The sequence below is a fragment of the Vibrio splendidus genome, from assembly GCF_003345295.1.
In the GTDB taxonomy this organism is placed as follows: domain Bacteria; phylum Pseudomonadota; class Gammaproteobacteria; order Enterobacterales; family Vibrionaceae; genus Vibrio; species Vibrio splendidus_K.
The window spans coordinates 1,298,453-1,322,508 of the sequence record NZ_CP031056.1; the positions used below are offsets into that span (position 1 = coordinate 1,298,453).

Sequence of the window (24,056 nt, forward strand, 5' to 3'; positions counted from 1 at the left end):
TTTTACCCGAACTTTTTGGGAAACAATTCGTGCTGCATTGACCCTACAACGATCGCTTAGACGCTGTAAGAGTATATTTATAACGCAATTCACGTTTATCTATACCTATATAGCGCAAACGATACCAATGCAGAAATCAACGTAAGACCTAATGGACTATAAAAACAATCACCATTAGCTTAATGAAAGGTCTCGATAATGAACGCTTACCAAAACCATAGCTTAGACAGCTTTTTCTCTACGAACCTATCTGCGACTGACGACGCAGTATTTGCTGGAATCCAAGCAGAGAACACTCGTCAAAACGAACAAATCGAACTTATTGCTTCTGAGAACATTGTTTCTAAAGCAGTAATGCAAGCTCAAGGCACTTGCCTAACCAACAAATACGCAGAAGGTTACCCTGGTCGTCGTTACTACGGTGGCTGTGAGCACGTAGATACCGTTGAAGCTATCGCTATAGAACGCGCAAAGCAACTATTCAAATGTGGCTACGTTAATGTTCAACCTCACTCAGGCGCTCAAGCAAACGGTGCAGTTAAACTTGCTCTGCTTCAACCTGGCGACACTATTTTGGGTATGTCTCTTGACGCTGGTGGCCACCTTACACACGGTGCACGCCCTGCAATGTCTGGTAAATGGTTCAATGCCGTTCAATATGGCGTAGACCGCGATACTCTAGAAATCGATTACGAAGCAGTTCGTGCTTTAGCTATCGAAAGCCAACCTAAAATGATTATTGCTGGTGGTAGTGCTATCCCACGCGTTATTGATTTCGCTAAGTTCCGCGAAATTGCTGACGAAGTTGGCGCTATCCTAATGGTAGATATGGCACACATCGCAGGTCTTATCGCGACAGGTGCTCACCCGAGCCCACTACCACACGCACACGTTGTAACCACAACAACGCACAAAACACTTCGCGGCCCACGCGGCGGCATGATTCTGACTAACCACGAAGACATCAACAAAAAGATTAACTCTGCAGTGTTCCCAGGCCTACAAGGCGGCCCACTAATGCACGTTATCGCAGCGAAAGCAGTCGCGTTTGGCGAAGCTCTTGGCCCAGAATTTAATACTTATATTGATTCAGTGATCGATAACGCAAAAGTTCTCGCTGAAGTGTTGCAAACTCGCGGTTGTGACATTGTGACAGGCGGAACAGACACACACCTGATGCTGGTAGACCTTCGCCCTAAAGGCTTGAAAGGTAACGTAACAGAAGAAGCGTTAGAGCGTGCTGGGATCACATGTAACAAAAATGGCATACCATTCGATACAGAGAAGCCTATGATTACTTCTGGTATCCGTTTAGGCACGCCAGCTGGAACCACTCGTGGTTTTGGCACTGAAGAATTCAAACTTATCGGTGAATGGATCGGCGATGTACTTGATGGCTTAGTTGAAAGCCCTGAAGGCAATGCTGAAGTTGAGCAACGTGTTCGCAAGCAAGTTAAAGAGCTTTGCAAGCGCTTCCCTCTTTACCGTTAAACCGTTTTTAAGATTTAAATTAAAACCTCATAAATTTTTGGAGAATAAGCAATGGACAATACACTAAAGTTTGCAGACAGCCACGAGTGGGTAAAAGACAACGGTGACGGTACTGTAACTATCGGTATTTCTGAGCACGCTCAAGAGCTACTAGGTGACGTTGTGTTTGTTGACCTGCCTGACACTGGAGACGAAATTGAAGCTGGCGAAAGCTTCTCTCTCGTTGAGTCAGTAAAAGCAGCTTCTGATATCTACGCACCAATCTCTGGCGAAATCGTAGAAATCAACGAAGAATTAGAAGATAGCCCAGAGTTAATTAACGAAGAATCTTATGAAGGTGGTTGGATTGTTAAAGTGAAGATGTCTGATGCGTCTGAACTAAACAACCTTAAAGATGCGGAAGAATACCTAAGCTCTGTAGAAGAAGACTAATAGGTAACCTCATTACGATAAAGCTGCTCTTGTGAGCAGCTTAATTTTAGGGGCTAGCTCACGGCTCCAGAGAGAAAGTAGAACATATCATGACTGAATTACTTCAAAGCCAATTACTGAAAGACTTGGGTACTCAAAACGAGTTTGTTGCTCGTCATAACGGCCCTAATAAAGCAGACCAGCAAAAAATGCTTGAAGCGATCAACGCGACTAGCTTAGACGCACTGATCGACGAAACGGTTCCTGCACAAATCCGTCTTGAAAAACCAATGACACTTGCCGCGCCACTGAGCGAAATGGACATGCTGACCTCTCTTAAAGAGATCGCTAACCTAAACCAAGTGAAACGTACTTTCATTGGCCAAGGCTACTACAACACATTCACTCCAAACGTTATTCTACGTAACGTTTTAGAGAACCCAGGCTGGTACACAGCTTACACACCATACCAACCAGAGATTTCTCAAGGTCGTCTTGAAGCTCTACTCAATTACCAACAAATGGTAATGGACCTAACAGGTATGGAAATCGCGAACGCATCCCTTCTTGATGAAGCGACAGCGGCTGGCGAAGCGATGACACTGTGTAAGCGTGCTGGTAAAAGCAAGAGCAAAGTATTCTTCGTTGCTGACGATGTTCACCCTCAAACACTAGAAGTTGTTAAAACTCGTGCTGAGTACATCGGTTTTGAAGTAATGGTTGGTGCTCTTGAAACACTTCCAGAGCAAGACGTATTTGGTGCGCTTCTTCAATACCCTAGTACTACGGGTGAAGTTCGCGACCTAACAGACATCATCGCGAAAGCTCAAGCTAACAAAACACTGGTTACAGTTGCTACTGACCTACTTGCTTCTGCTCTACTTAAGCCTGCGGGCGAAATGGGCGCAGACGTAGTAATCGGCTCAGCGCAACGTTTTGGCGTTCCTATGGGTTACGGCGGTCCACACGCTGCATTCATGGGTACTCGTGAAAAGCATAAGCGTACAATGCCAGGTCGTGTAATCGGTGTATCTATCGATACTCACGGTAACCAAGCGCTACGTATGGCAATGCAAACTCGTGAGCAACACATCCGCCGCGAGAAAGCGACATCGAACATCTGTACAGCTCAAGCACTTCTAGCAAACATGGCGTCTTTCTACGCGGTTTACCACGGTGCAGAAGGCCTACGTACTATTGCTCGTCGTACACACCACATGACAGCTATCCTAGCGGCTGGCCTGACTAAAGCGGGTTACGAGCTAACGAACAACAGCTTCTTTGATACTATTACGCTGAACACAGAAGACAAGACAGATGCACTGTACGCGAAAGCGCAAGCAGCAGACATCAACCTTCGTCGACTTGTTGGTAAAATCGGTATCAGCTTAGATGAAACAACAACGATCGACGACGTGAACGCACTGTTCGCAATCTTCGACGTGAAAGAAGACATTCAAGCACTATCTTCTGACATTGCATCAAACGAGTTTGCAGCAATTCCAGAAAACTGCCGTCGTGAATCAGAGTTCCTAACTCACCCAGTATTCAATACTCACCACAGCGAAACGCAAATGATGCGTTACCTAAAACAGCTTGAGAACAAAGACTTCTCACTAACGCACGGCATGATCCCTCTGGGCAGCTGTACGATGAAGCTGAATGCTGCTGCTGAGATGATTCCAGTAACATGGCCTGAGTTTGGTTCTATTCACCCATTCGCACCTCTAGAGCAAGCGGCTGGTTACACGGCACTAGCAAAAGATCTTAAAGAGAAGCTATGTGAAATCACTGGTTACGACGATTTCTCACTACAGCCAAACTCTGGTGCATCTGGCGAATACGCAGGTCTAATCGCAATTCAACGTTACCATGCAAGCCGCGGTGAAGCTCACCGTAACGTTTGTCTGATTCCAAGCTCTGCGCACGGTACTAACCCTGCTACAGCATCAATGGTTTCAATGAAGGTAGTGGTTGTTAAGTGTGATGAAGATGGCAACATCGACATGACAGACCTAGCAGCGAAAATCGAGAAGCACAGAGAAAACCTATCAAGCATCATGATCACTTACCCTTCTACGCACGGCGTATACGAAGAGCAAGTGAAAGAAGTGTGTGAACAAGTTCACGCAGCGGGTGGTCAGGTTTACCTAGACGGCGCGAACATGAACGCTCAAGTAGGTCTAACTTCACCTGGCTTCATCGGTTCAGACGTATCTCACTTGAACCTACACAAAACATTCTGTATCCCACACGGTGGTGGCGGTCCGGGTATGGGTCCTATCGGCGTTAAATCGCACCTAGCACCTTTCCTACCAGGTCACATCGAAAACGGTGTACAAGGTTCTGACTACGCGGTATCAGCAGCAGATTTAGGTAGTGCTTCAATCCTACCTATCTCTTGGGCTTACATCGCAATGATGGGCGAACCTGGCCTAACAGACGCAACGAAAGTAGCGATTCTGAACGCGAACTACGTGATGGAGAAACTACGTCCTCACTACCCTGTTCTTTACCGTGGCACTAATGGCCGCGTAGCGCACGAATGTATTATCGATATTCGTCCACTGAAAGAAGACACAGGCATCAGCGAAGAAGATATTGCTAAGCGTCTAATGGACTTCGGTTTCCACGCGCCGACTATGTCTTTCCCAGTAGCTGGCACACTAATGGTAGAGCCAACTGAATCAGAAGATTTAGAAGAGCTAGACCGTTTCTGTGAAGCGATGATCGCAATCCGTCACGAAATGGCAGCTGTGAAAGCGGGTGAATGGCCACTAGACAACAACCCTCTAGTGAACGCACCGCACACACAAGTTGACCTTTCAGGCGCAGAATGGGATCGCCCTTACTCTCGCGAACTGGCTTGCTTCCCATCGAAAGCAACCAAGAACTCGAAGTACTGGCCAACAGTTAACCGCGTAGACAACGTATACGGCGACCGTAACCTAATCTGTTCTTGCCCAAGCATCGACAACTACGAAGACTAATTTTTGTAGATTTTAGATAAACAAAAGCGAACCACTTGGTTCGCTTTTTTGTTTAGCCCGATTTACGGACAGTAACTGACTACTTGAGATTACAACTTACTAGAGAACACTGATTTCTAATCAAGTGCTCTTGAGTTATTGCCAGTGAATTCTCCTCAATGAAAGTTAAATGCTCTCGTATTGATGCGCTAACAACTCTGTTCTTTAGCCTATCAAGCTGTTCTAGTTGTTTCAAAAATTCATCTAGTTTATTGATACTTCGAAACAACTCCAGATTTTCGACAGGTACAATCCAATAGTGTTTATCATTACTTAGTTGGTCGATCATGTCTAAGCCTGCTGGATCGTAATCAAAGAAAAAACCCACCTCAACATCATTGCTGTCAAAGCACTCAATCATGGTAGGTAGGTCTTTTTGGTTCTTTCCGTGACCACGGTAGACGAGCACTGCGGATTGCCATTCCACAGGTAAAGAGTGTACGACATCTCTCCATCGAACAATAAGTTCACCATTTTCAATAATGAGGACACGGCTAAAACGCTGGAAATCAAGGTCATCCAATTCTACAGAAACAATATAGCTAGCTTCTTTCAGTACATCTGGCTGGTTCTTTAACGGGATATTCACATTACCAGCTAAGCTAATTAGTTGCTGAAATACACCACCTTTAGCTGATTTCTCATTAATACTAGGGCCTGCTGCGTCCAATCTTGAATTACTACACTGTTGAAAGGTCAATAAATTTTGCCCCAATGCAGAAGTAAAATAATTATCAATTTCCCTCAATTCGGAGCGGGATACGAGAATTGAATTGCCACTGACAGTCCCTACTTCCACTAGTCTGCAAACTTCAGTATTGGACTTGTTGGCAGATATCCTCTCCCTAGAACTGGCAACAATCCTCTTAGCTGCATTAATTAACGATCGAGATAACATCATTAAGCACCACCGATTGCTTCAAAAACAATGTCACTAATAATCACATTACCGTCATAAGGAAGTATTACTTCTCTTTCTTCCTTGATTTGGACAATGCTCTTCAAACCAATTTTTTGCGCACTAATGTATCCATCGACCAATAAAAGCCAGTCTTCTAATTCTATATTAAGGTCAAACATCATATAGCTTTGCGCAGCAGACAGAGGGAGAATGTTCAGATCAGTTTTTATAGCCTCAAACATTAATTCCAACGCTTCGTCTACCTCATTAAGTTCAAACTCTTCCTCATCTTCACGGACATCCATGACTTCGATACTGTCTAAATCTGAAGCTTTACCTTTCTTCCGCTCACCGCTAGCAAGAGCCCTCACTGCCAAATCGATTAAGTCATCAGCTTGGATCTCACTGTTAGTATTTCCATAGGCTCGTACTTCCGTTTCCGAAACCTGAGACAAGCAGTCAGGCAAGCATTCAATTGAATCTATGGATGGAGAGAAGGTTTTGTCATCTTGGAATTTAATTGCAAAAACATCAATAATACGATTAAGCTTGGACGATTTCTTATCTCGCTGAAGCTTTGCCAACATATCGACCATTTTTTTGTTTGATACATTTAAATCCTTCAATGCTAGATCAATTTTAGATTTAAGTACCTTAAGAAGGATTCTCTCAAGATGAATATCAGTTTGTACCCACTCCCTAAGCTTTTTCACACTTAAGTGCTCGAAGATATCATTGATTCTACCGATCTCACGTTTGCATCGACCGATTTGGCGAATTTTGTCATCAACATCCGTGACCATGCTAAATTCATCCGCAACGATCCTATGAAAAGAAGACACAGTCTCAACCAAGGCGTCATTTATCTCGACGGTTATCTCTCGAATTTCATCTAAATAGTTTTGTTTTTTATCATCATTGAAATCCTTAACTCGTCTATAACTATCAACGGCATAGTCCAAGTTTTCAATCTGATTAGAAAACTCACCATGACGTTCTCTGAATCTATAACGGCTAGTCACCCTATCTAGTAAACGCTTAACAGACGAATGGATTTGGACTCCATGTTCATCATCTAAGTCATACGCTAACTGATGCTTTGTAAGCGCAGCGATTGCAGCCTTATTGCTTTCACTATAATGAAGTACTCCAGCATGCTCATAGCAAGCCTCGTCTACTACCTCAGTATGAGTACTCAGCGCTCGTACAGCTTCTTTTGACTCCACCTGTCGAGACATCTAAATTAACCCCATTTGAGTATCTAGTTGGTTTTCAGCATCAGCTTCGATTTCTAGCATCCCTTCATTAGTAGCGATAAACTCCAAAGTCTCATAAAGCAACGACCATTTCGCTGTAGCAATAAAAAGAGAACCAGTTGAGGATGGAGATACAAAGTATCCTTCTTGGACAAGGTAATCTAAGATCGACCTCAGCTTCGTTTTGCTCTCTTTGCTTTTATGAGCTCTTTTAAGTTTATGTGCAATATGATCAAGCTGATTTTGAAGAGAGTTACTTTCCTCTATTGCTGCGAGTAACTCTGACTCCGATAGTTTGCCACCAGCCATTATAGGTCTTGAGTCTGAGTCAATATTTCGGGCTAGCTTTACCCAAGCTATTATCCCTTCCATTGTCTGCGAAAAAACTTCAAAGTCTTTGAGAACTTCGTTTTTCTTACGTGTGTTATCTATGTTCTCGTATCCACAGTAAAAACCTAGCCCGTCTTGTGTTTCGACTGTTGTCATACTTATTCGAGACAAGTATTGGTTCATGTCACTTCGATTTCTGGTATCGGATAAATATGTGTACTCAATAGGAGTCGCATACTCACAGATCACTTTTTTACTCATGAGCAGTCGGAAAACCGATTCGAACTTATTCATTCAACCACCTCTATAGACTGATTTTGCTTCGACTCAGAAAGCAATGGATTGACTTTACTTCTACGTCCGCCAATAAATGATTTAACACCTACATTCTTCACTATGTGATTTTTAGTCGCGAAGTATTTGTAAGTGGCTGGATGCAGATCTGGTTGAGCAGTGAACAAGCAAATACCTTTTTGAGCCATCATGTCGAATAAAATAGCTAAGTTAGAAATAGAGATTTTCCCTAATTCGTCTAGCGGCCAGTGAATAACAACGTCTTCATCCTGGCACAAGAATCGAGTCATCCCACAGAAAACAACGATAATAGCTAGTTTGGAAATCCCTTCGGAGCCGACCTTTTCTAGATCTTCATCATTTCGAACCACTGCTGGGCGTCCATTCTCAACAATCGTTATCTCCATCTCGACCAAAGACTCTAGGTTCTTAGATATCCGAGCCTCTTTAAATGAAGCCAACAATTGCTTGAAAGAAGCAAGAAACGCTTTGGAAGGTAGACCTCTTGAGGTTTCGCCTGACCATCTATCCAACTCTACACTAAAGAGATTGAGGTCTTTCCAAAGATCAAAAGTATGGATCTTGCTTGATAGTTTGATGTGTATGCTGTCGATAGCAGGGAAAGGATTGCCTGTTTCAATCGACTTGTCCAAAGTGCTCGAAACTGAATCTACTTTACTATTCACCTGTTTAAGGGTTTGGTGGTAGTTAGAAACCTGAGTCGAGATTGAACGAAGAGTTTCAATTTTAACGTCCCTAACATCTGGAATCACGTTTAGGACAAGCTCTTCAAGGTCTCCCAAGCAAGCAAGGGAAAATTGAGGACTATCGTAGTTGATAGCATAGTCATAATTTTCTGAAAGCTTCGTCATGGTCGCAGAGCGCATCTGCTCCCACATCATTTTTATTTCATTGTTGTCGTCCAATCCTAAGATTGTGTTACTTACATCTTTTACTTTACTAACGATTTCTTTCTTAAGCGTGTTAATAGCAGTGATTTTGTCTGTCACTAGACTTACGGCATGCTCAACAGAATGAAACTCTAAATCTACAGATACATCTTCTAAGCTAGCTAAATCTGATTCATCGACTGCTTTTTCCAAGTTATTGGTACAAGTTGTAAGCTGCCCTATAGCCTCCTTGACTGAAATTAGCTCCTGTTCATCCAATTTAATTGAAGTCGCTACGTCATCGATTTTTCTGCCCACCGATTTTTCATAATCGTCTCTCTTCGCAACGCCTCTCGCGATCTGTCGCTCTAAATCCAGCTTCTCAGAATTATAAGTATCAATATATTTCCATTCTGCTTCGAGCCAAGTGTGATAGTCGATAATTAAAGCTTGAAAAGATTTGATCTCCTCACACTGGCGTTCGAGCGCACACCACTTCGACTTGGCACTCTCGATACTGACTGGATCTACGCCTTTATTCATCAACGCATGGTTGAACGCTAACTTGCAGTCTCTGATTCTGTCTGAAGTGACCGTTTCTTTATCTTTGATCAAAGCTTCAATAGCACTTTTTTTCGCGTCTTCTTCTGACAACCTATAGTCAAAGTTAGCTTTTACCTGAACACGCTCCTGTTGGTGGCGCTGTTCTTCGTTTTCGAGGTTTGCTTTCAACTCGGACTTAATGGTAAAAAAATCAGACTCTAGTACGCTTTTTTGTTTCTTAACTTCGTATGTACGACTTTCAGCATCACTTTCAAACTGGCCTGTTTTTTGATCTTTTAGGAGGCTAAGCTTACTCAGTTCATCCTCAAAGACTTTTGATCTTTGACTCTGAATTTTTACTTCTTTCTGAAGATTCTCTGTTTCTTGCTCATCACTTTTGGCTCGACTCTTAGCTTTCTCTTTGCGTGTTTCTGTTTCCAACTCTTTAATTTTTAAAATATCTAGACGCTCTGAAAGCTTTTCTTCACTAAGACAAAAATCAGGAAGCGCAATTGAATCAAGATCCAGATGAAGACCGAACATTGACTCAGTCGTATCGAGGTCAAAAATTGGCTTTAGATTCTTTGAATTTAACAAGTTAGGGGCGATTACTTTACCTATATTGCAACGCCAGTCAGGCACTTTCTGTTCTAAAAACTCGTTGAGTGACCCTTTTGTAGGCAACAATGCACGACTTACAGAAATGATTTCATCTGAGATTTCTTTCAGCTCATCCCTACAAGCATGGTAAGCCGATAGACTGTCCTCATGAGTTTTGGTTGCTTGACGAAGTTGTTCATTTAAATGAATTACTACACTTTGCGAAGCTCTAAGGTCTTGGCGCTTACCCTCAAGATCATTTTCCAGACTACGTAATTCACCCTTTTGTTCTTGTGTGAACTCAAGAGATTGTCCTTCAAGAACTGCAAGTCGAACTTGTTCTTGTCTTATCTTTTCAGACTGTTCATCGAACTCATCTTGCAACCTTTTTCTTTCAAGGAGAAGGTCACTTTGCAGCGCCTCTATACGGTCAGACTTGTGCTCGAATATCTTTTCCTTAGTTTTAAGTATGATATTGATTTCTTGGTGCTTGCGAGAGCGGAAATCCGAACATTCGAGTTCCAGTTTTTGAACCTGAGCGTTAAATGTACTTTCTTCTGTTTGTACATCTTCCAGTAGATTGTCGTAATGGTTCTGGGCCGATTCCGCTTCCTTCAGCATATCGCTCAAGCTATTGTAAAACGTGATTTTTCCTAAAATATCATCTTCACTTTCATACTTGTCACGCTTATTGTAAATAGCATCAATAACCTTGGATTTCCTTTCAAACTCAGTTCGATGGATGCTTAACTCAGTGTCGAGCTTTTGAAGATGATCTTTCCTCTCACCGACTAACGAGCTGCACAGCACCTTCTGCGAACGAATCTTGTCTGACAACTGAGTGTCACTAAATGCCAATTGATGCAGGTAAGAAGAGATTTGAGCTCGGTACGAGTTTAATTGCTTGATGTACTCTTCAAGGCTGTCTTTATTTGCAACTGCTTCATCGAACTTGCTCTTTTTAGTGTCTAGTTGAACAAATACGTCTAGGCTATTTGCTAGGTTGATATACTCTTTCTTATATGGGACATCGTCCATCGATGTATTGTTCAAGAAACAATCTACAATCATCGTCTTAAAACGACTCAACATTTTCTTATGGCGCATCATTGTCGCCGTCAAAATATCGATATGATTCATGTTATGGTTCGCAGAACACAACGAATACTCATGAGCGATTGCAACTAAATTTTTACCCGCACGGTGCTTATGGGCCAAACGCTTTTTGTTATTTAGAATTACTGAGCGGTAATCGACGCTTGTTTCTATTTGCGAACTTACCGACATTGACTGAGACACAACGTTTTTAAGCCATGTTCGAGTTTCACTTCCTTGCTTAATCAGCTCGTCGTACAAATGCTGAGAAAACAATTGTTCAGCGGTTCCCGTCAAAAATCTATAGGCGACACTGGAGCCATTCCGATACATTACAGAGCACTTTCTCTCACCAAGCTTTTCATATTCGAATACGATGACAGATTTTGGAGTCGGTAAATAGTAATCAACGAAGGAAACTTTATCCGCTTGTCTGTCCACCAGCTTACTTGGATCGGCTCCATAGAACGCAGGTAATAAGCTTAATAAAGTAGACTTGCCAGCTCCGTTATCACCTGTATTGTTGCTATGCCCAATAGCTTTGACCTTGAATAACTTTCCAGGGATAAATGAGTGAAAAAGTACGATTCCTAGTAGCTTTGAACTCTTCGTTTCAGTTTTATTTATTTCTTTCATTACAGTGCGGTAGAGATATTCTCAACCCCTCGGCTAGTGAATGATTTACGACAAACTTACTGACTCGGCTGCCATTAAGTTAGTCCGTTATTTGCGCTTCCAACTTCCACTAGAGTTAAGAGGCATTTTAAAAGAGAAATGCCTCAACACCCATAAGAGCCGAGTGTAACGAGTCTACTAGCGGTCAGATAATCAACTGATTTTATATTACATTGGTATCAAAAGATTCGTTAGAGTAAATTAGTACAGTTCATTTTGATAAGGGTACTCATTGTGCGTTGTGTTGAATCTCCACAAACAAAACGACTAAGGCTTATTGATTTCTATCTTTGCTTCTTCGGGAAAGTGAATCGATCCGACCTTATTCAGCACGGTGATATCGCCGTTGCTACAGCCAGCTGTTCTTTTAACGTTTACAAGGAACGCTGCCCCAATAACACGGTTTTCAACGAAAGCATACGAGCATATATGAGGTCAGCATCGTTTAGCCCTGCTTTTGAGCATGAACCAGAAGCCGCTCTTAGGTTAATAGCGTGGGGGCAGGAGCTAAACTCTATTCCAGTAACAACTTATGGTGTAAGCAGCTTCGCGACAGTGTTAGATTCGCTATCAATTGATATCGTCTCTCAAGTCACAAGATCGATCCTGAATAAACACTGTATTTCTGTCCTTTACAGCTCCTCAACTAGCACCGAAACTAGAACCCTTACACCTCATTCTCTGTTCAAAGGACTTGGGGCTTGGCACATCCGTGCTTGGGATAGTAAAAGACGTAAATTCCTGTGCTTTAGAATCAGTCGAATTCTTAAGGCTGAGCAAACTGACTGCTCATACGACAAGACTATAGAGGACGATTCTCTTTGGAACCGTGATGTCGTCTTAAGTGTTGCACCACACTCTAAGCATGAAAATAGAAATGACTTAGCCATTGATCTTGGTATGGAAGGTCAATACGTACGAAACATTACAATCAATGAAGCGTTAGCGGGCTACGTGCTCAATGACCTTCACGTAGACTGTACGCCTGATGCTTCTTTGCCACCGCATGCCTTCAACTTGCAGTTGATGAATAGGCACGAGCTAGAAAATGTAGATTCTATTCAGGCGTTAGTGCCTGGCTTTATGACGAAAAACCGTTAAATTTTAACTAAGCACAAGAAGCTTGAAGCGCAGTAAAACTAACGTATAACCAATTTTCAAACCCTTAACGAGTAGAGCAATGAGCTTGAAAACCACCTTAGATACTGGCTGGGTGAAGCCAGTAAATCAGATCACTGGTCTTGACCATTTAGGGGTGCAAGCACCTTGTATTGAAGTCTACGGAAAACTTCTTCCTGGAATTACTAATGTTACCGATAGGGCTCGGTACTATTCATTCTACGCATGGGTGTTTTATGCCTTTGAAAAGAAGAAATGGTTAGATAGTGATATTTTTTTAAAAATGTTCCGAAGAGCAGACTGCCTATTCACACTTGCAGCTATGGCACATGAAACAAGTGATAACAGTACCGCTAATCACTCTGGAGCTCTTGTAGGGAAGGATACATTTCAGAAACACTTCGAAGAAATCACCTCAGGGAAACAATTCAAGCTATCGCAATTTAGCCACACTAATCCTGATTCCTCTCGATACTTTAAGAACTCCTTTGGTGGCCTAGGACAGTATTACTTTGGTACGCTTTGCAACTTAAATATACTAACGGGCGAGTCTCCTAAAAACGGGAAACTCATTGAAGAAGTAGGGCTAAAACTAGCCAAAGCATTTGAGCAAAACGTAAACTCATCACTTTTTTTGGAAACTATTGAAAATGATGAATTTAACTACGAAACTCTGACTCATTTGAAGTCCTTCTGCCCATGTAACCTATCATGCGACAGTGAAGAACGAACTCTTTTAATTAGCCTATTCACCAAAGGTTTCGCTTCACTTTATCAAACAGAATACGAAACAGACTTTCAGGCTCTCAACCGCGTTGAATCGATGGCTTATATCCTTGCTCTCACCGAGCATCTTACTCAAACAGACACCTCTCAAAGTTTTGATGTATCAGTCTTCCGAAAACTGGCTTATACAAATGCTCTTCAATACTCAGGTAAATATGAGCACCTTTGGAACATTGAATCTAGTTGGCAAGATTACGCTAGAAATGAGATAGCATCTATTGCTATGCAGGGAATATTTTACTGTGTTCTAAAAGCAACTGAATCTCGCAGGCCGAACTTTAAAGACACTCGGTCAATAGCCGTGTGGTACTGGCAAGAAGGGCCTGGTGGCAAGGTAATATCAAAATATCATCATCAACAATTCGATAAAACCTTGTCTCAACTTTCTGTTCAGTTACCTAACTATGAGCGATGGGATGAAAATAATCATGAAATGGCTCTTGCCCACAGAGTAGAGAAACTTACAAAGAATGGCAGTAATGATTTAGAATTCATAACTAATAATTGCCTAATGATCTTGGCAGCTTTGGTTTCCCGCACTCAGAATAAGTCGGGGTATAACAGCGTAGAGCTTCAGAAAAGTTTTTTAGATAGATATCCACTCAATCTGTTAGCTATCTGTGAAACTTTAAATACTCAATTGAGTAAACAATCTACTCTGTCAGGGTTGATACAATTAACTCACCGTAGCTTACTTGAGAACCACTTTCTTGTTGCTATGAGAAAGCTAAGAAACCAACAACAGATGACCTTTCGTTTTCTACCTTGTGAATTTGGTATCGAAATAATAAAGCCACCCCCAGCAGTTTTTACGTCACCAAGATTTAAGCAAGTTATTCAAATTATGGCAGATCTTGGCATGGTTCGTATAGCAAAGAACTCTTTTCTAGTAGAACCTGCGGGCTATGACATTCTGAAGGTGAACCTATGAGCAACCCTATTTCGCTCATAGAAGAGCTAAAGAAAGGTGGTTACGATTCATGCCTAATGACAAGCTACTCTATTAACTTTGTATTCTATGAAGAGTACCTTCTTCGAAAAATGCAAATTGCTGGAGTGACAAATCATTTACTGTTCGTTGATAATCGTATGTTAAAAGCGGCTATCCAGCATTTTCCACCTAAGTTTGCTGGCTACGCATACGGCATTGCACCTATGAAATGTAATCAAGCATTTCACCCCAAAGTGTATATGCTCCTTGGTAAGAATAAAGGTTTATTAATAGTTGGAAGCCATAATATGACCCTATCTGGTTTCGGCAGCAACTTAGAAGTTACAAATGTAATTAGGTTCGATGAGAAATCTAACGATAAAGATCTTTCTATTTTTAAAGATGCTTTTCATGCGTTTGAAGTATGGCTGAATGATTATGGACAAAGCTCATCTCAGATAGTTAGAGAGATGTTAGGTAAAGCCAAGACTTTAGCTCCATGGATTAAAAAAACGCCGAAGCTACCTAGTAGCAAGAGCTTCCTGTTTTCATCCTTTTCCAATAAAGAATGTCTTTGGAGAAGTCTCCAAACGCAACTACCACAAACAGTTGACAAAACATACGGGGTTTCAGCGTTCTTTGACAGATCGGGACAGTTCGTTTCTTCTCTTTCTGAGTTTTCTGTAGCTAAACCCATCATTGCAATACAGCCTAAAAGCGTTTGCCTGAATACCACAATACTGCAAAGTGGCACCGTAAAATTTGTAGATATAAAATCTATCCAACCAGATGGCCTATCAAATTTCACAACATATGCTCATGCAAAAGCTTTAGTATTTCTCGCCAAGCAAGAAACATTCTTCATTTCAGGTAGTGCTAATTTCAGCAGCAATGCATGGCTTAAGACTGGCAGTAATACTAATGCTGAGGCGATGCTTCTTCTTCGAAATGGAGAAGCAAAGGAGGCAATAATCTCAACCAACTTTTTGGATATGGTAACATCAGAAGAAGTACTGGAAGTAAATAGCGAAGAGCTTATCGAAGGCTCTACAGATACTACACATATCGAGTTGCTGTTTGTTGAACTAGGACTTGACCAATCTTTAGAAATCGAGCTCGTGGATAGCCATAGAGGTTGCCAGCCATTCTACAAAGATGAATTTGGTGATTATTATCAAATTGAACATACTCTCGATAATCAGGTCATTTTTATATCTGAGCAGTTGTTAGACTGCGGGAAGCTGATCTACCTACTTCTTAATGAAGAGTTAATCGCTACTGTCGTTACACTTAACGTCCCCTCGCTAGAAAAATTATGTGAGTCTTCTGAAGAACGTCAATTAAGACAGGCAGTTTCATCATTAAGTACTGATTACCCTCAATTTGATCTTCTATTTAACTGCATTGAAAAGCTAACACCTCAATTACGCCGCTCTGTCGGTGCATCTGAAAAATATACACAACAAACTCAAGATGATATGAATGACAGAGATTCGCTCATTGTTAGCATTGATCAAGAAAACTATGCCTACACCAAGTCAGGAAGGCGTACCATATCGTCGGATGGTTTAAACCTAATCTTAGATATGTTTCTGCTTGCCATACCTTCTAACCAGTCAGACAGCAATTCTTTATATAGAGAAGACTATTTAGGACGCAATGAAGAAGAACTTGTCGGAACTGATGATGAAGATACTGTTGAAAACCCAAGTATTTCTCCTGAGCAAATAGAATATGTACATAAAAAGCTCACGAAAATACTTAATAAGCTTGAAAAGGTATATGTTTCGAACTCAGATAATGAAGCCAATAAAATGAGCTTTCTACTAATGGCCTTCGTTGTAATTCATAACCTTAGCCGTCACGAGTTTATTATCGGTTCACATGAAATCAAGGTACAGCAGACTAAAGACGATGCCAACAAAACAAAACCAATAGTTGATGATAAGCACCTTCAAAAGCTTAGAGAGATTTCTTTTTTTCGTTTCTTTAATGAAAAAGAATCCCCAATTCAAATCTCCAATGACAGTGAAAACATCTACAACAGCAACGAATACACCCAGTTGTTAGCACTCGTCTCGTGGTTGCTTTTTAAGTTAGGTATATGCTATGGCGATGCTCCGCCGCTATCAAAAAGTGTTAAAGAATGCGAAATCATTCACTGCGAAAACGCTCAAATGCTTTTCCTGATGCAAAGGTTAGATGGTGACGAAGAAGCTTATAAAATCACGAAAAACTTACTTGAAAGTGATTCATCGAGCGCTTTAGAGTGGTTATACAGATCAATGTCGGAAACTGAACTGTTACTTTATGAAGACAGGTTCCCTTACAAAGGATATCAATTAGCGAAATCAAATCTCGCTGGCTTTAACGGATTCTGCTTCGTTGATAAACAAAGGAATAACAGGCCATCGGTACAACTTGCTACTGTAGGTTCGAACTTAACATTTTCCCGAAAATCCTTAGATATTGTATTTTGAGCAGTATCGAATCCCTGTAGTGTAATATTAAATTTAACCACCTTAACTATTGGTTTGCAAAGTCCTAGACAATCCATGAATTGCTAATTTAGTAGTATCACTGACACAGACTTGTCCATGCGACATGTCTGCTCTGCCTTAGCTTCTACTTTCAGGTGTTTTCGTGTCAACGATGGTCTACAAGCGGGTTTTCATCTACACTGCTCGTTAGGTAAGAGAAGGATTAGTCGAATTGAAAAAGCCCTTCCACCCGCTCTATCGCCGAATTAATGTAGGTACTTCGGGAGAGGTTTAAAGTTAGAGCGACTGCGAAAAGCGTATATACAAAAAGGTAATTCGGTGATATCACGCCCTCACTTGTGGGGGCGTTTTTTTGTTTACAGATTTTGACCTCTAATGTAAGGAGGTTAGTTGATTAAAGTTTATCTACTTTTCTCAGCATGATGTTCTTTGTTAACAGCCACTTGACCAACATTTTTGAATATAGCCACGTTAAAAGTTCGGTTGCCAGTTAATTTCACTCCATAGCTAAGCATCTTGAATCAGATCCAGTAGAACATAATCCTTATCTAAAGTTGAATACGTTGTTCTAGAAGATTACGAATAACCAATGTTCTATTAAGAGGCAGTTCAATTCAGATCATAATCAATAATTCACAGAGTCTGCATACTGTTGTTTTTACGAATATAATTCCAATTAAAAGGCAACCTTCGAAGGTGATTAGGTAACCCGAAATCTAACTAGTGCTCTGCTCCAGTAAGGCTAGTCAATCATCTTAGCGACAGTTAATCTCTGGCCTACAGGGGCTTACTACTGATTCAGCATCCAAAACTCTTTTCTTATGACCATTTCATGACCGCTTAATGAACCGAACGAGCAAAACCACCAGATTAATAGGCTAACTTGTGAAAAACATCAAATTATATGCAGCCAAAGGGAAAAGTATCAGATTAAGAAGCTAGCTTGCGAAAAACATCAGATTAAATGCAGCCAAAGGGAAAAGTATCAGATTAAGAAGCTAGTTTGCGAAAAACATCAGAATAAGAGATTTGAAAGAGAGTGCCACAAAAAATGAAGCTCTAGCAGGCCATTTCTCAATGATGTTTAACTATATCAAACAGTGGCGGTTCGCTGTATGAAAGCTAAAACAGTCTAATCACTACTACCCTCCTAGTTTCCATTTTGGTTATCGCTACAGAGTTCAGCCAGACTTCCAAATTACCAAAAGTTTCCAACTTGGTTATCCTTAACGTGATTTCTAAACGATTGATACAGAAAGGTAGCGAGTTTCCATCTTAGTTATCTGTGATCATGTAGATTTTAGATAAACAAAAGCGAACCACTTGGTTCGCTTTTTTGTTTTTCGGGTTCCAGATTATATGACTAAGAAAGCATTGACCTTACCGTAAGGGAAAGGTTTAAGGTTGAGTGAAACCAACGATGAATTAGGAACTGATTATGGGATGTTGCAATAAAGCGCCAAAAGGTGGAGCCCCTCTTGGCTTGCTTCTAAAAGTAACGCTTGGGATTGGTCTTTTTGTTTTTCTACTGGCTTTGTGGCAGTAGGGCGCAGATACGGCACTAGGTTTGAAGTTACTGATAGATGGATAGCGCCAAATTTATATTGGCGCCATAGTCGTTTGTTATAACACTATGTCAGCAGTTCGCGTTTAACTCTTTGAAACTCTCCACCACGGTTCGGGAATACGAGATAGACACGAAATGCCAAGTTTTCACTTACCATAGGAAAAAATATTTCAATCGCTTGCTTTTCTTCATCAATATTAAAGTGTTGTATCTGTTCTTTATTGAGATACGTTTCACCTCTTGAATTATATGAAAGCCCAATAGTTGCAGCATACCAATCCCCAGATTGATCTTGTACGCCACCATCCTTGACTACAATTTTTATTAGTTTTTTATTCATTTTTTATCCTTTTAATACCAACTCAGTACAAAATTTATCGTTGTGTTATAACGCTAAGCTAAGTAGCGCTTGCGTTGAACTTATCAAGCCCAACAAACTTCAAACCAAAAGCGCCATAGATTATTGCGTCTGCTTAAGCTACTTGTTAGCTTTTGACCTCAGGTACTGACGCAATAAAGACTTGAATAGCCATACTATCTACGCTGAATATCAACGCAACAATAATTGCATACAACCATACCTTCGATTCATCTCGAGCAAAACGTCTTGCTAGTTTAAAGAAAAGGATGCCGTATAAAGCAAAAACGAAAGCCACTACAATCATAACAATAAAGGATACAAGCCTTGGGTAGTCGTAAAGGTATGACTTCATTGTATATGTCAAAACAATAATAAAGAGCCCGACAGTAGCTACATTGGTGTAATGTGCCAATATAGCATCGAATTTAGTTAGTTTTTTATATGGTTCCGGGTCAGTATGCTTAAATACCCACCGCTCCACATTAATACCACCGAATGTTGCTATCAACGCTGAAAAAACTAAAACGGCTAATAATACCAGTAAAACAAAAAGCTTAACTGAACTTAATCCCCAATCGCTGATAAGCAGGTTATTGTTATTTAAAGCTGCACCGCCAAAATAAAGTACCGCTAAAACTATCGACAATAGCTTCCCGCCAATAAGCTTGGCGATATAATCTCTACCATCGTCCTTAGTCATTTATACTTACTCCACATGTATTGAAAAACCTAATAGTTCTTAGACCGAAAAAATCCCGCATCTAAATACAGAATCTTACTCTCTAGTTCCTTATGCCACCAATTGTACTAGCCTTTGTCTTTCCATAACAATCACTTATACCGTTAGCTTAGTGATTAGCGTGGCAAATATAGAATTTATCTTTCTCGAATGATTCCCACTAAATCATTAACTTACGTGCGTTGGAGCTGTGTTTTGACCATCCGAACCTATCCGTATCTCGGAGCAAGTGAAACTCTATAAATCCAAAGCTTGACCCTATACGGTAAGGTGTTTATATTGTCGCCCGCCCAACGGGGCACATCCTAAAATGCACACCGGCCATCCTGCCATCATTCGTGTATTTATAATGGTGTTGTGAACTTCCATGCTAACGAAATTTCGTCCTTTTACTCGTGAATCGGGTGCGCTTATGCATCTTTCGATTCCAATCATTTTGACTCAAATAGCTACCCAAGCAATGGGATTTGTCGATACGACAATGGCTGGCCAAGTAAGCCCTGCCGATCTCGCCGCTATTGCACTTGGCACCAGTCTTTGGATTCCTGTATTGCTGTTACTGCGTGGCGTGATTATGGCATTAACGCCTGTTGTCGCTTACCACCGCGGTTCACGTGACTTCCAGAGTATCTCTGTTGAATTCTTCCAGATGGTTTGGTTGGCATTAATCGCGAGTGTGCTACTTATCGCTTACTTGGTGAGTGCGAAACCGATCTTAGAATGGATTGGGGTAGCCGCTGAGATCATCCCTATCGGCAGCGATTATGCCTTTGCCCTAGCCTTCGGTGTTCCGGGAATTGCCCTGTTCTACACCTTGAATGGCTTCTGTGAGGGTATGAACAACACCAAAGTACCAATGATTATTTCGGTGGTTGGGTTGTTAGTGAATATTCCGGTCAACTACGTACTTATCTACGGTAAGTTCGGCTTCCCTGAAATGGGCGCTGTAGGTTGTGGTTGGGCAACAAGTTTGGTGTATTGGTTAATGTCGGGAATGCTGTATTCCTACATTAAAGGTCACCACCACTACAAAACCATCATCAACTTTTCAGATGCAAAACCAAAAGCTAAAGAAATGCTTCACCTTCTAAGATTAGGTTTACCTATCGGGATGAACATCGCGGTATGTGGCAGTATCTTTGCGGTAATCGCTCTGATGATTGGTCGTATTGGTGCAGAGAACGTGGCAGCAGCACAAATTGCTCTGAATATATCGAGCCTGACTTACGTGATTCCAATGAGTATTTCGTTTGGCATTACGATTCGTGTTGGACATGCATTAGGTGAGAAAGACGAACTAGGCGCAATTGAACGCAGCAAAGTCGGTATTTTGGTTGCAGCTTTGATTTCATTGCTTTCAGTTGCGATGTTCCTTCTGTTCCCTGAGTGGATCATTAGGCTTTACACCACCGACCCTGCAATTAGCGCAACGGCAGCGGTATTGTTGACCTTTACGGCGATGTACCAATTCAGCGATGCATTGCAAACGTCTGCTAACGGTGCATTACGTGGCTATAAAGACACTAAGATCCCAATGATCTTAGCTATCGCTTCATACTGGGGCTTGGCGCTGCCACTCGGCATGGTGCTAGGACTAACAGACCATATTGTTCCAGCAATGGGTGAAGAAGGCTTTTGGATTGGTATCCTAACGGGCTTGAGCGTTTCAGCGACGCTGATGTTAATTCGCTTACGACACGTGATTAAGAAACGTGACTTGCCACCAGCAAGTGCTCCATTGGCAAACTAAGATAGGTCAATAAGCTAATAGAAAAAAGCGCGTTATTGCTACTCAGCAATAACGCGCTTTTTTATTGAATTTCTATAAACCAGATGATGTGCTTGGTTTAACACTCATCGTTCATAACACGAACTGTACACTCACAACCATCTACTGGACATGTGTCTCCACTTGTCCTGCCGCCAAAAGAATCATAGATAACATAACAACCCGAAGGTAAGGCATCGTCGGTAATATTATTGCTGTTCAGGTCTGCGTCGCTAAAAGGTTGATTGTATCCGACTACCGTATGTCTATTTCCATAATCTGAGATAATACTGTCATCATCTGACAATGTGAGGAAATCGAGCATTTTTAATTTGTCTCCGGACTCCCCTCGGCTTTCAGGGCAAAGTGTTCCCCAATCGACTTCAACGCTACCGATACCAAAATCGATAACATAGTCACCTTGGTCATCCGGGTTTTCCGCACTAGGATCAAGCCCAACAATAATGGCTTTAGAAGTCACCTGTGTGATCACGCCTTCCATCGCACCAGCAACACCTTCAAGTACCGCTTCTCTTGCTGACTCTTGAATATTGAGGAACCTTGGGGCTGCTGTAACGGCCAATACTCCGAGTATCACGATCACAATGATTAATTCCATTAAAGTAAATCCGTTTTTCTTCATAACACCCACATCAACTGACAACTACAGATACAATTACTGAATGAATTATCAATAACTATACATCGTGATGAGATGCGGAACACCTTATGTGTCGCGTCAGAGTTGTTGTTTAGTCGATTTTTAGACCTTACGCATGGGAGGATGAAAATTAGCGCCTGTTGCCGCTGTCTTATTTGATCGCGTTGTTTTGAATGAGCTAAATTGTCGATATTACACTGCAGGTACATTCTTCATTTCTGTTGCGCTCTATCGGAGTATCTGCGTCTGCATATCGCAAAAAAATAGCGCTCATGCAAGACATAAGCGCTATTAAATAACTGGAGACTCAACACTTCTCTCAAAGAAATATGTTGGGAAGTCTAGATTTTAAATGAACCAACATAACGATCGAGAACTTGTGATAACTCTGCCAGCTGCTGGCTTGATTGCTCTAATTTCTCACTTGCGCTCAAACCGTTTTTGACTGAGCTATTAACCGTATCCATGTTCATATTAATTTCATTCGCTACCGCTGATTGCTGCTCCGTTGCCGTTGCGACTTGCGTGTTAATATCGAGAATAGCCAATACTTGCGTGGAAATTTTTTCCAAAGCTTGGCGAGCCATTTCAGTTTCAGTCGTACCCTCTTCAATTAAGCTCTTACTATTACTCATCGAGCTAACAGCGTTCTTAGCTTCGGTTTGAAGTTGGTTGATCATAGTGTCAATTTCATCGGTAGATTGTGCTGTTTTTGTCGCTAGGTTACGAACTTCATCAGCAACGACAGCAAAGCCTCGGCCAGCTTCACCAGCACGTGCAGCTTCAATTGCAGCATTAAGTGCCAGCAAGTTCGTTTGCTCAGAGATACCTCGAATAACGTCAAGAATAGTACCGATCGACTGAGTATTATCAGCAAGGCTCACAATGATGTCAGAAGCACTATTCATTTCGGCTTCAAGGTTCGAGATTGAAGTCGTGGTCTTCTCAATCGTCTTATGACCTTCTTGAGTTTCACTCGCTGCCATGTTTGCCGCGCTTGCAGCACCAGCCGCGCTAGATGCAATTTCATTAACCGTGGCAATCATTTCATTCATAGACGTCACGACCAACATGGTTTGTTCGTTCTGTTCTTGCCCTCTTTGCAATGCTTGCTGCGACTGTTCACGAAGCCCAATAGCGGTCTTATTTAATTCGACACCCGTATTCACTGTTTGCGTAATTATCTCGTGCACCTTGCCAACGAACACATTGAAAGCCGATGAGATTTGAGCAACTTCGTCATTCCCTTTGATTGGCAAACGTACTGATAGATCACCATCGCCTTCAGAAATATCATGCAATGTATTTTTCAATACCAAGAGAGGTTGCATCAGTTTGCTAAGAAGAAGTGATAGAACAACGAGACAAACAACAAAAATGAAAACCATTGAAGCGAGCTGGTAGCTAATAATGCCATTCGTTGCTTGGCTAACCTCTGTGATAGGAATACCGATATCAAAAGTACCGTACAGCTCACCGTTGACGTAGATAGGTGCCATGATGTCAAACACCCACACTTGTTGAACATCAGCGTACCATTTTGAAAACTGTTGTACGCCTTGGGTCGCGCCTTTAACGGTATAGCTATCTTCATAAACTTTATTCAGTTTATTTTTGTCGCTGTGAGCAATAGCACTTACGTTACTATCAATAACAATGGCATAAGTGACATCAGATCGTTGTTTCAGCTCGCCCACCAGCTTTTGTAAATCTTGAACTGGATTGTCCGAATTCTCTAAGATATACCCAGCATTCCCAGCCAAAAATTCAGCTTGAACTTGAGATTTGTTCAATATTATCTCATCAATTTTTTCGCTTGAAATGAAATAAGTTGACGCCATACTCGCAGCGACGGCAATGCCAAACATAATAAAAACGGCAAATAGGATTGTTTTCTTCATTTAGGTTGTCTCGACGCAAGTTTGTTAAAAGTTCTCTAAAGGTTTCAAAAATCGAAACCAAAGCTCGCACGTTTTATCTCGTGTTAGAGCTCGCCTCTATTCCTTTATCTGTAAAAATCCCGATAACTTTAGCCGAAGAATATAAAAAACATACATTGGTCACATTTATGCAACACGCAAAATCATTCAATATAGGTCCATTAACTG

The 24,056-nt window shown here is 41.4% G+C and carries 15 protein-coding genes and 1 pseudogene; 8 read left to right on the plus strand and 8 right to left on the minus strand.

Features of this window, described 5'->3' with window-relative positions; translation table 11 throughout:
- The first annotated feature begins 198 nt into the window (after positions 1-198).
- The 3 genes from DUN60_RS21455 to gcvP all read left to right on the plus strand — a co-directional run bounded on the left by DUN60_RS21455 (position 199) and on the right by gcvP (position 4,892).
- A complete protein-coding gene (locus DUN60_RS21455) occupies positions 199-1,491 on the plus strand; it encodes a serine hydroxymethyltransferase (protein ID WP_017074375.1) in 1,293 nt (430 codons plus the stop codon).
- 51 nt (positions 1,492-1,542) lie between these two features.
- The gene (gcvH, locus tag DUN60_RS21460) at positions 1,543-1,923 is read left to right on the plus strand and encodes a glycine cleavage system protein GcvH (protein WP_017074376.1); all 381 of its coding nucleotides are present in this window, start codon (positions 1,543-1,545) and stop codon (positions 1,921-1,923) included.
- Positions 1,924-2,012: 89 nt separating this feature from the next.
- Positions 2,013-4,892 (plus strand): aminomethyl-transferring glycine dehydrogenase, encoded by a 2,880-nt coding sequence (gene gcvP, locus DUN60_RS21465; protein ID WP_114635389.1) that lies wholly within the window; start codon positions 2,013-2,015, stop codon positions 4,890-4,892.
- Positions 4,893-4,971: 79 nt separating this feature from the next.
- On the opposite strand, the gene DUN60_RS21470 is transcribed toward gcvP, so the two are convergent.
- Genes DUN60_RS21470 through DUN60_RS21485 form a run of 4 tightly spaced genes read right to left on the minus strand, consistent with a single transcriptional unit; the run spans position 4,972 to position 11,476 of the window.
- On the minus strand, positions 4,972-5,832 hold the full coding sequence (locus DUN60_RS21470; protein ID WP_114635390.1) for a DUF7281 domain-containing protein: 861 nt from the start codon (positions 5,830-5,832) through the stop codon (positions 4,972-4,974).
- Positions 5,832-7,070 carry a hypothetical protein gene (locus DUN60_RS21475; RefSeq protein WP_102290488.1) on the minus strand — a complete coding sequence of 413 codons (1,239 nt, stop codon included), beginning with the start codon at positions 7,068-7,070 and terminating at the stop codon, positions 5,832-5,834. Before DUN60_RS21475 ends, DUN60_RS21470 begins: the two co-directional genes overlap by 1 nt.
- A complete protein-coding gene (locus DUN60_RS21480) occupies positions 7,071-7,712 on the minus strand; it encodes a condensin complex protein MksE (RefSeq protein ID WP_114635391.1) in 642 nt (213 codons plus the stop codon).
- On the minus strand, positions 7,709-11,476 hold the full coding sequence (locus DUN60_RS21485; protein WP_114635392.1) for an ATP-binding protein: 3,768 nt from the start codon (positions 11,474-11,476) through the stop codon (positions 7,709-7,711). The genes DUN60_RS21480 and DUN60_RS21485 overlap by 4 nt, the downstream gene beginning before the upstream one ends.
- A 345-nt stretch (positions 11,477-11,821) precedes the next feature.
- Here DUN60_RS21485 and DUN60_RS25065 point away from each other — a divergent pair.
- From DUN60_RS25065 to DUN60_RS21500, 4 genes and pseudogenes are all read left to right on the plus strand, one after another.
- Positions 11,822-11,920 (plus strand): annotated as a pseudogene (locus DUN60_RS25065) (WYL domain-containing protein); the annotation flags it as partial.
- 24 nt (positions 11,921-11,944) lie between these two features.
- Entirely contained in the window at positions 11,945-12,616 is a 672-nt protein-coding gene (locus DUN60_RS21490) for a BrxR family transcriptional regulator (RefSeq protein WP_244212226.1), read from the plus strand.
- Positions 12,617-12,695: 79 nt separating this feature from the next.
- A complete protein-coding gene (locus tag DUN60_RS21495) occupies positions 12,696-14,351 on the plus strand; it encodes a hypothetical protein (RefSeq protein ID WP_114635394.1) in 1,656 nt (551 codons plus the stop codon).
- Positions 14,348-16,831, plus strand: a complete 2,484-nt coding sequence (locus DUN60_RS21500; RefSeq protein ID WP_114635395.1) for a phospholipase D-like domain-containing protein — start codon at positions 14,348-14,350, stop codon at positions 16,829-16,831. Before DUN60_RS21495 ends, DUN60_RS21500 begins: the two co-directional genes overlap by 4 nt.
- Before the next feature lie 1,652 nt (positions 16,832-18,483).
- Here the strand turns inward: DUN60_RS21500 and DUN60_RS21505 are convergent.
- Together DUN60_RS21505 and DUN60_RS21510 are read right to left on the minus strand one after the other, a co-directional pair.
- Positions 18,484-18,759, minus strand: coding sequence for a hypothetical protein (locus tag DUN60_RS21505; protein ID WP_102555074.1), 276 nt, complete (start codon positions 18,757-18,759; stop codon positions 18,484-18,486).
- Between the two features lie 145 nt (positions 18,760-18,904).
- Positions 18,905-19,480: a hypothetical protein gene (locus DUN60_RS21510; RefSeq protein WP_114635396.1), complete on the minus strand. Its 576-nt coding sequence runs from the start codon at positions 19,478-19,480 to the stop codon at positions 18,905-18,907.
- Positions 19,481-19,886: 406 nt separating this feature from the next.
- Here DUN60_RS21510 and DUN60_RS21515 point away from each other — a divergent pair, with 406 nt between their 5' ends.
- Positions 19,887-21,269, plus strand: coding sequence for an MATE family efflux transporter (locus tag DUN60_RS21515; protein WP_114635397.1), 1,383 nt, complete (start codon positions 19,887-19,889; stop codon positions 21,267-21,269).
- A gap of 97 nt (positions 21,270-21,366) precedes the next feature.
- On the opposite strand, the gene DUN60_RS21520 is transcribed toward DUN60_RS21515, so the two are convergent.
- Complete coding sequence (locus tag DUN60_RS21520) at positions 21,367-21,906, minus strand: type II secretion system protein (protein WP_208638364.1); 540 nt, start codon at positions 21,904-21,906, stop codon at positions 21,367-21,369.
- A gap of 383 nt (positions 21,907-22,289) precedes the next feature.
- Positions 22,290-23,816: a methyl-accepting chemotaxis protein gene (locus DUN60_RS21525; RefSeq protein WP_208638374.1), complete on the minus strand. Its 1,527-nt coding sequence runs from the start codon at positions 23,814-23,816 to the stop codon at positions 22,290-22,292.
- Between the last annotated feature and the right edge of the window lie 240 nt (positions 23,817-24,056).

Bases quoted from the DNA above. Each gene is read 5' to 3' on its own strand.
- DUN60_RS21455 (WP_017074375.1), top strand. From the start codon at position 199: ATGAACGCTTACCAAAACCATAGCTTAGACAGCTTTTTCTCTACGAAC.
- gcvH (WP_017074376.1), top strand. From the start codon at position 1,543: ATGGACAATACACTAAAGTTTGCAGACAGCCACGAGTGGGTAAAAGAC.
- gcvP (WP_114635389.1), top strand. From the start codon at position 2,013: ATGACTGAATTACTTCAAAGCCAATTACTGAAAGACTTGGGTACTCAA.
- DUN60_RS21470 (WP_114635390.1), bottom strand. From the start codon at position 5,832: ATGATGTTATCTCGATCGTTAATTAATGCAGCTAAGAGGATTGTTGCC.
- DUN60_RS21475 (WP_102290488.1), bottom strand. From the start codon at position 7,070: ATGTCTCGACAGGTGGAGTCAAAAGAAGCTGTACGAGCGCTGAGTACT.
- DUN60_RS21480 (WP_114635391.1), bottom strand. From the start codon at position 7,712: ATGAATAAGTTCGAATCGGTTTTCCGACTGCTCATGAGTAAAAAAGTG.
- DUN60_RS21485 (WP_114635392.1), bottom strand. From the start codon at position 11,476: ATGAAAGAAATAAATAAAACTGAAACGAAGAGTTCAAAGCTACTAGGA.
- DUN60_RS21490 (WP_244212226.1), top strand. From the start codon at position 11,945: ATGAGGTCAGCATCGTTTAGCCCTGCTTTTGAGCATGAACCAGAAGCC.
- DUN60_RS21495 (WP_114635394.1), top strand. From the start codon at position 12,696: ATGAGCTTGAAAACCACCTTAGATACTGGCTGGGTGAAGCCAGTAAAT.
- DUN60_RS21500 (WP_114635395.1), top strand. From the start codon at position 14,348: ATGAGCAACCCTATTTCGCTCATAGAAGAGCTAAAGAAAGGTGGTTAC.
- DUN60_RS21505 (WP_102555074.1), bottom strand. From the start codon at position 18,759: ATGAATAAAAAACTAATAAAAATTGTAGTCAAGGATGGTGGCGTACAA.
- DUN60_RS21510 (WP_114635396.1), bottom strand. From the start codon at position 19,480: ATGACTAAGGACGATGGTAGAGATTATATCGCCAAGCTTATTGGCGGG.
- DUN60_RS21515 (WP_114635397.1), top strand. From the start codon at position 19,887: ATGCTAACGAAATTTCGTCCTTTTACTCGTGAATCGGGTGCGCTTATG.
- DUN60_RS21520 (WP_208638364.1), bottom strand. From the start codon at position 21,906: ATGGAATTAATCATTGTGATCGTGATACTCGGAGTATTGGCCGTTACA.
- DUN60_RS21525 (WP_208638374.1), bottom strand. From the start codon at position 23,816: ATGTTTGGCATTGCCGTCGCTGCGAGTATGGCGTCAACTTATTTCATT.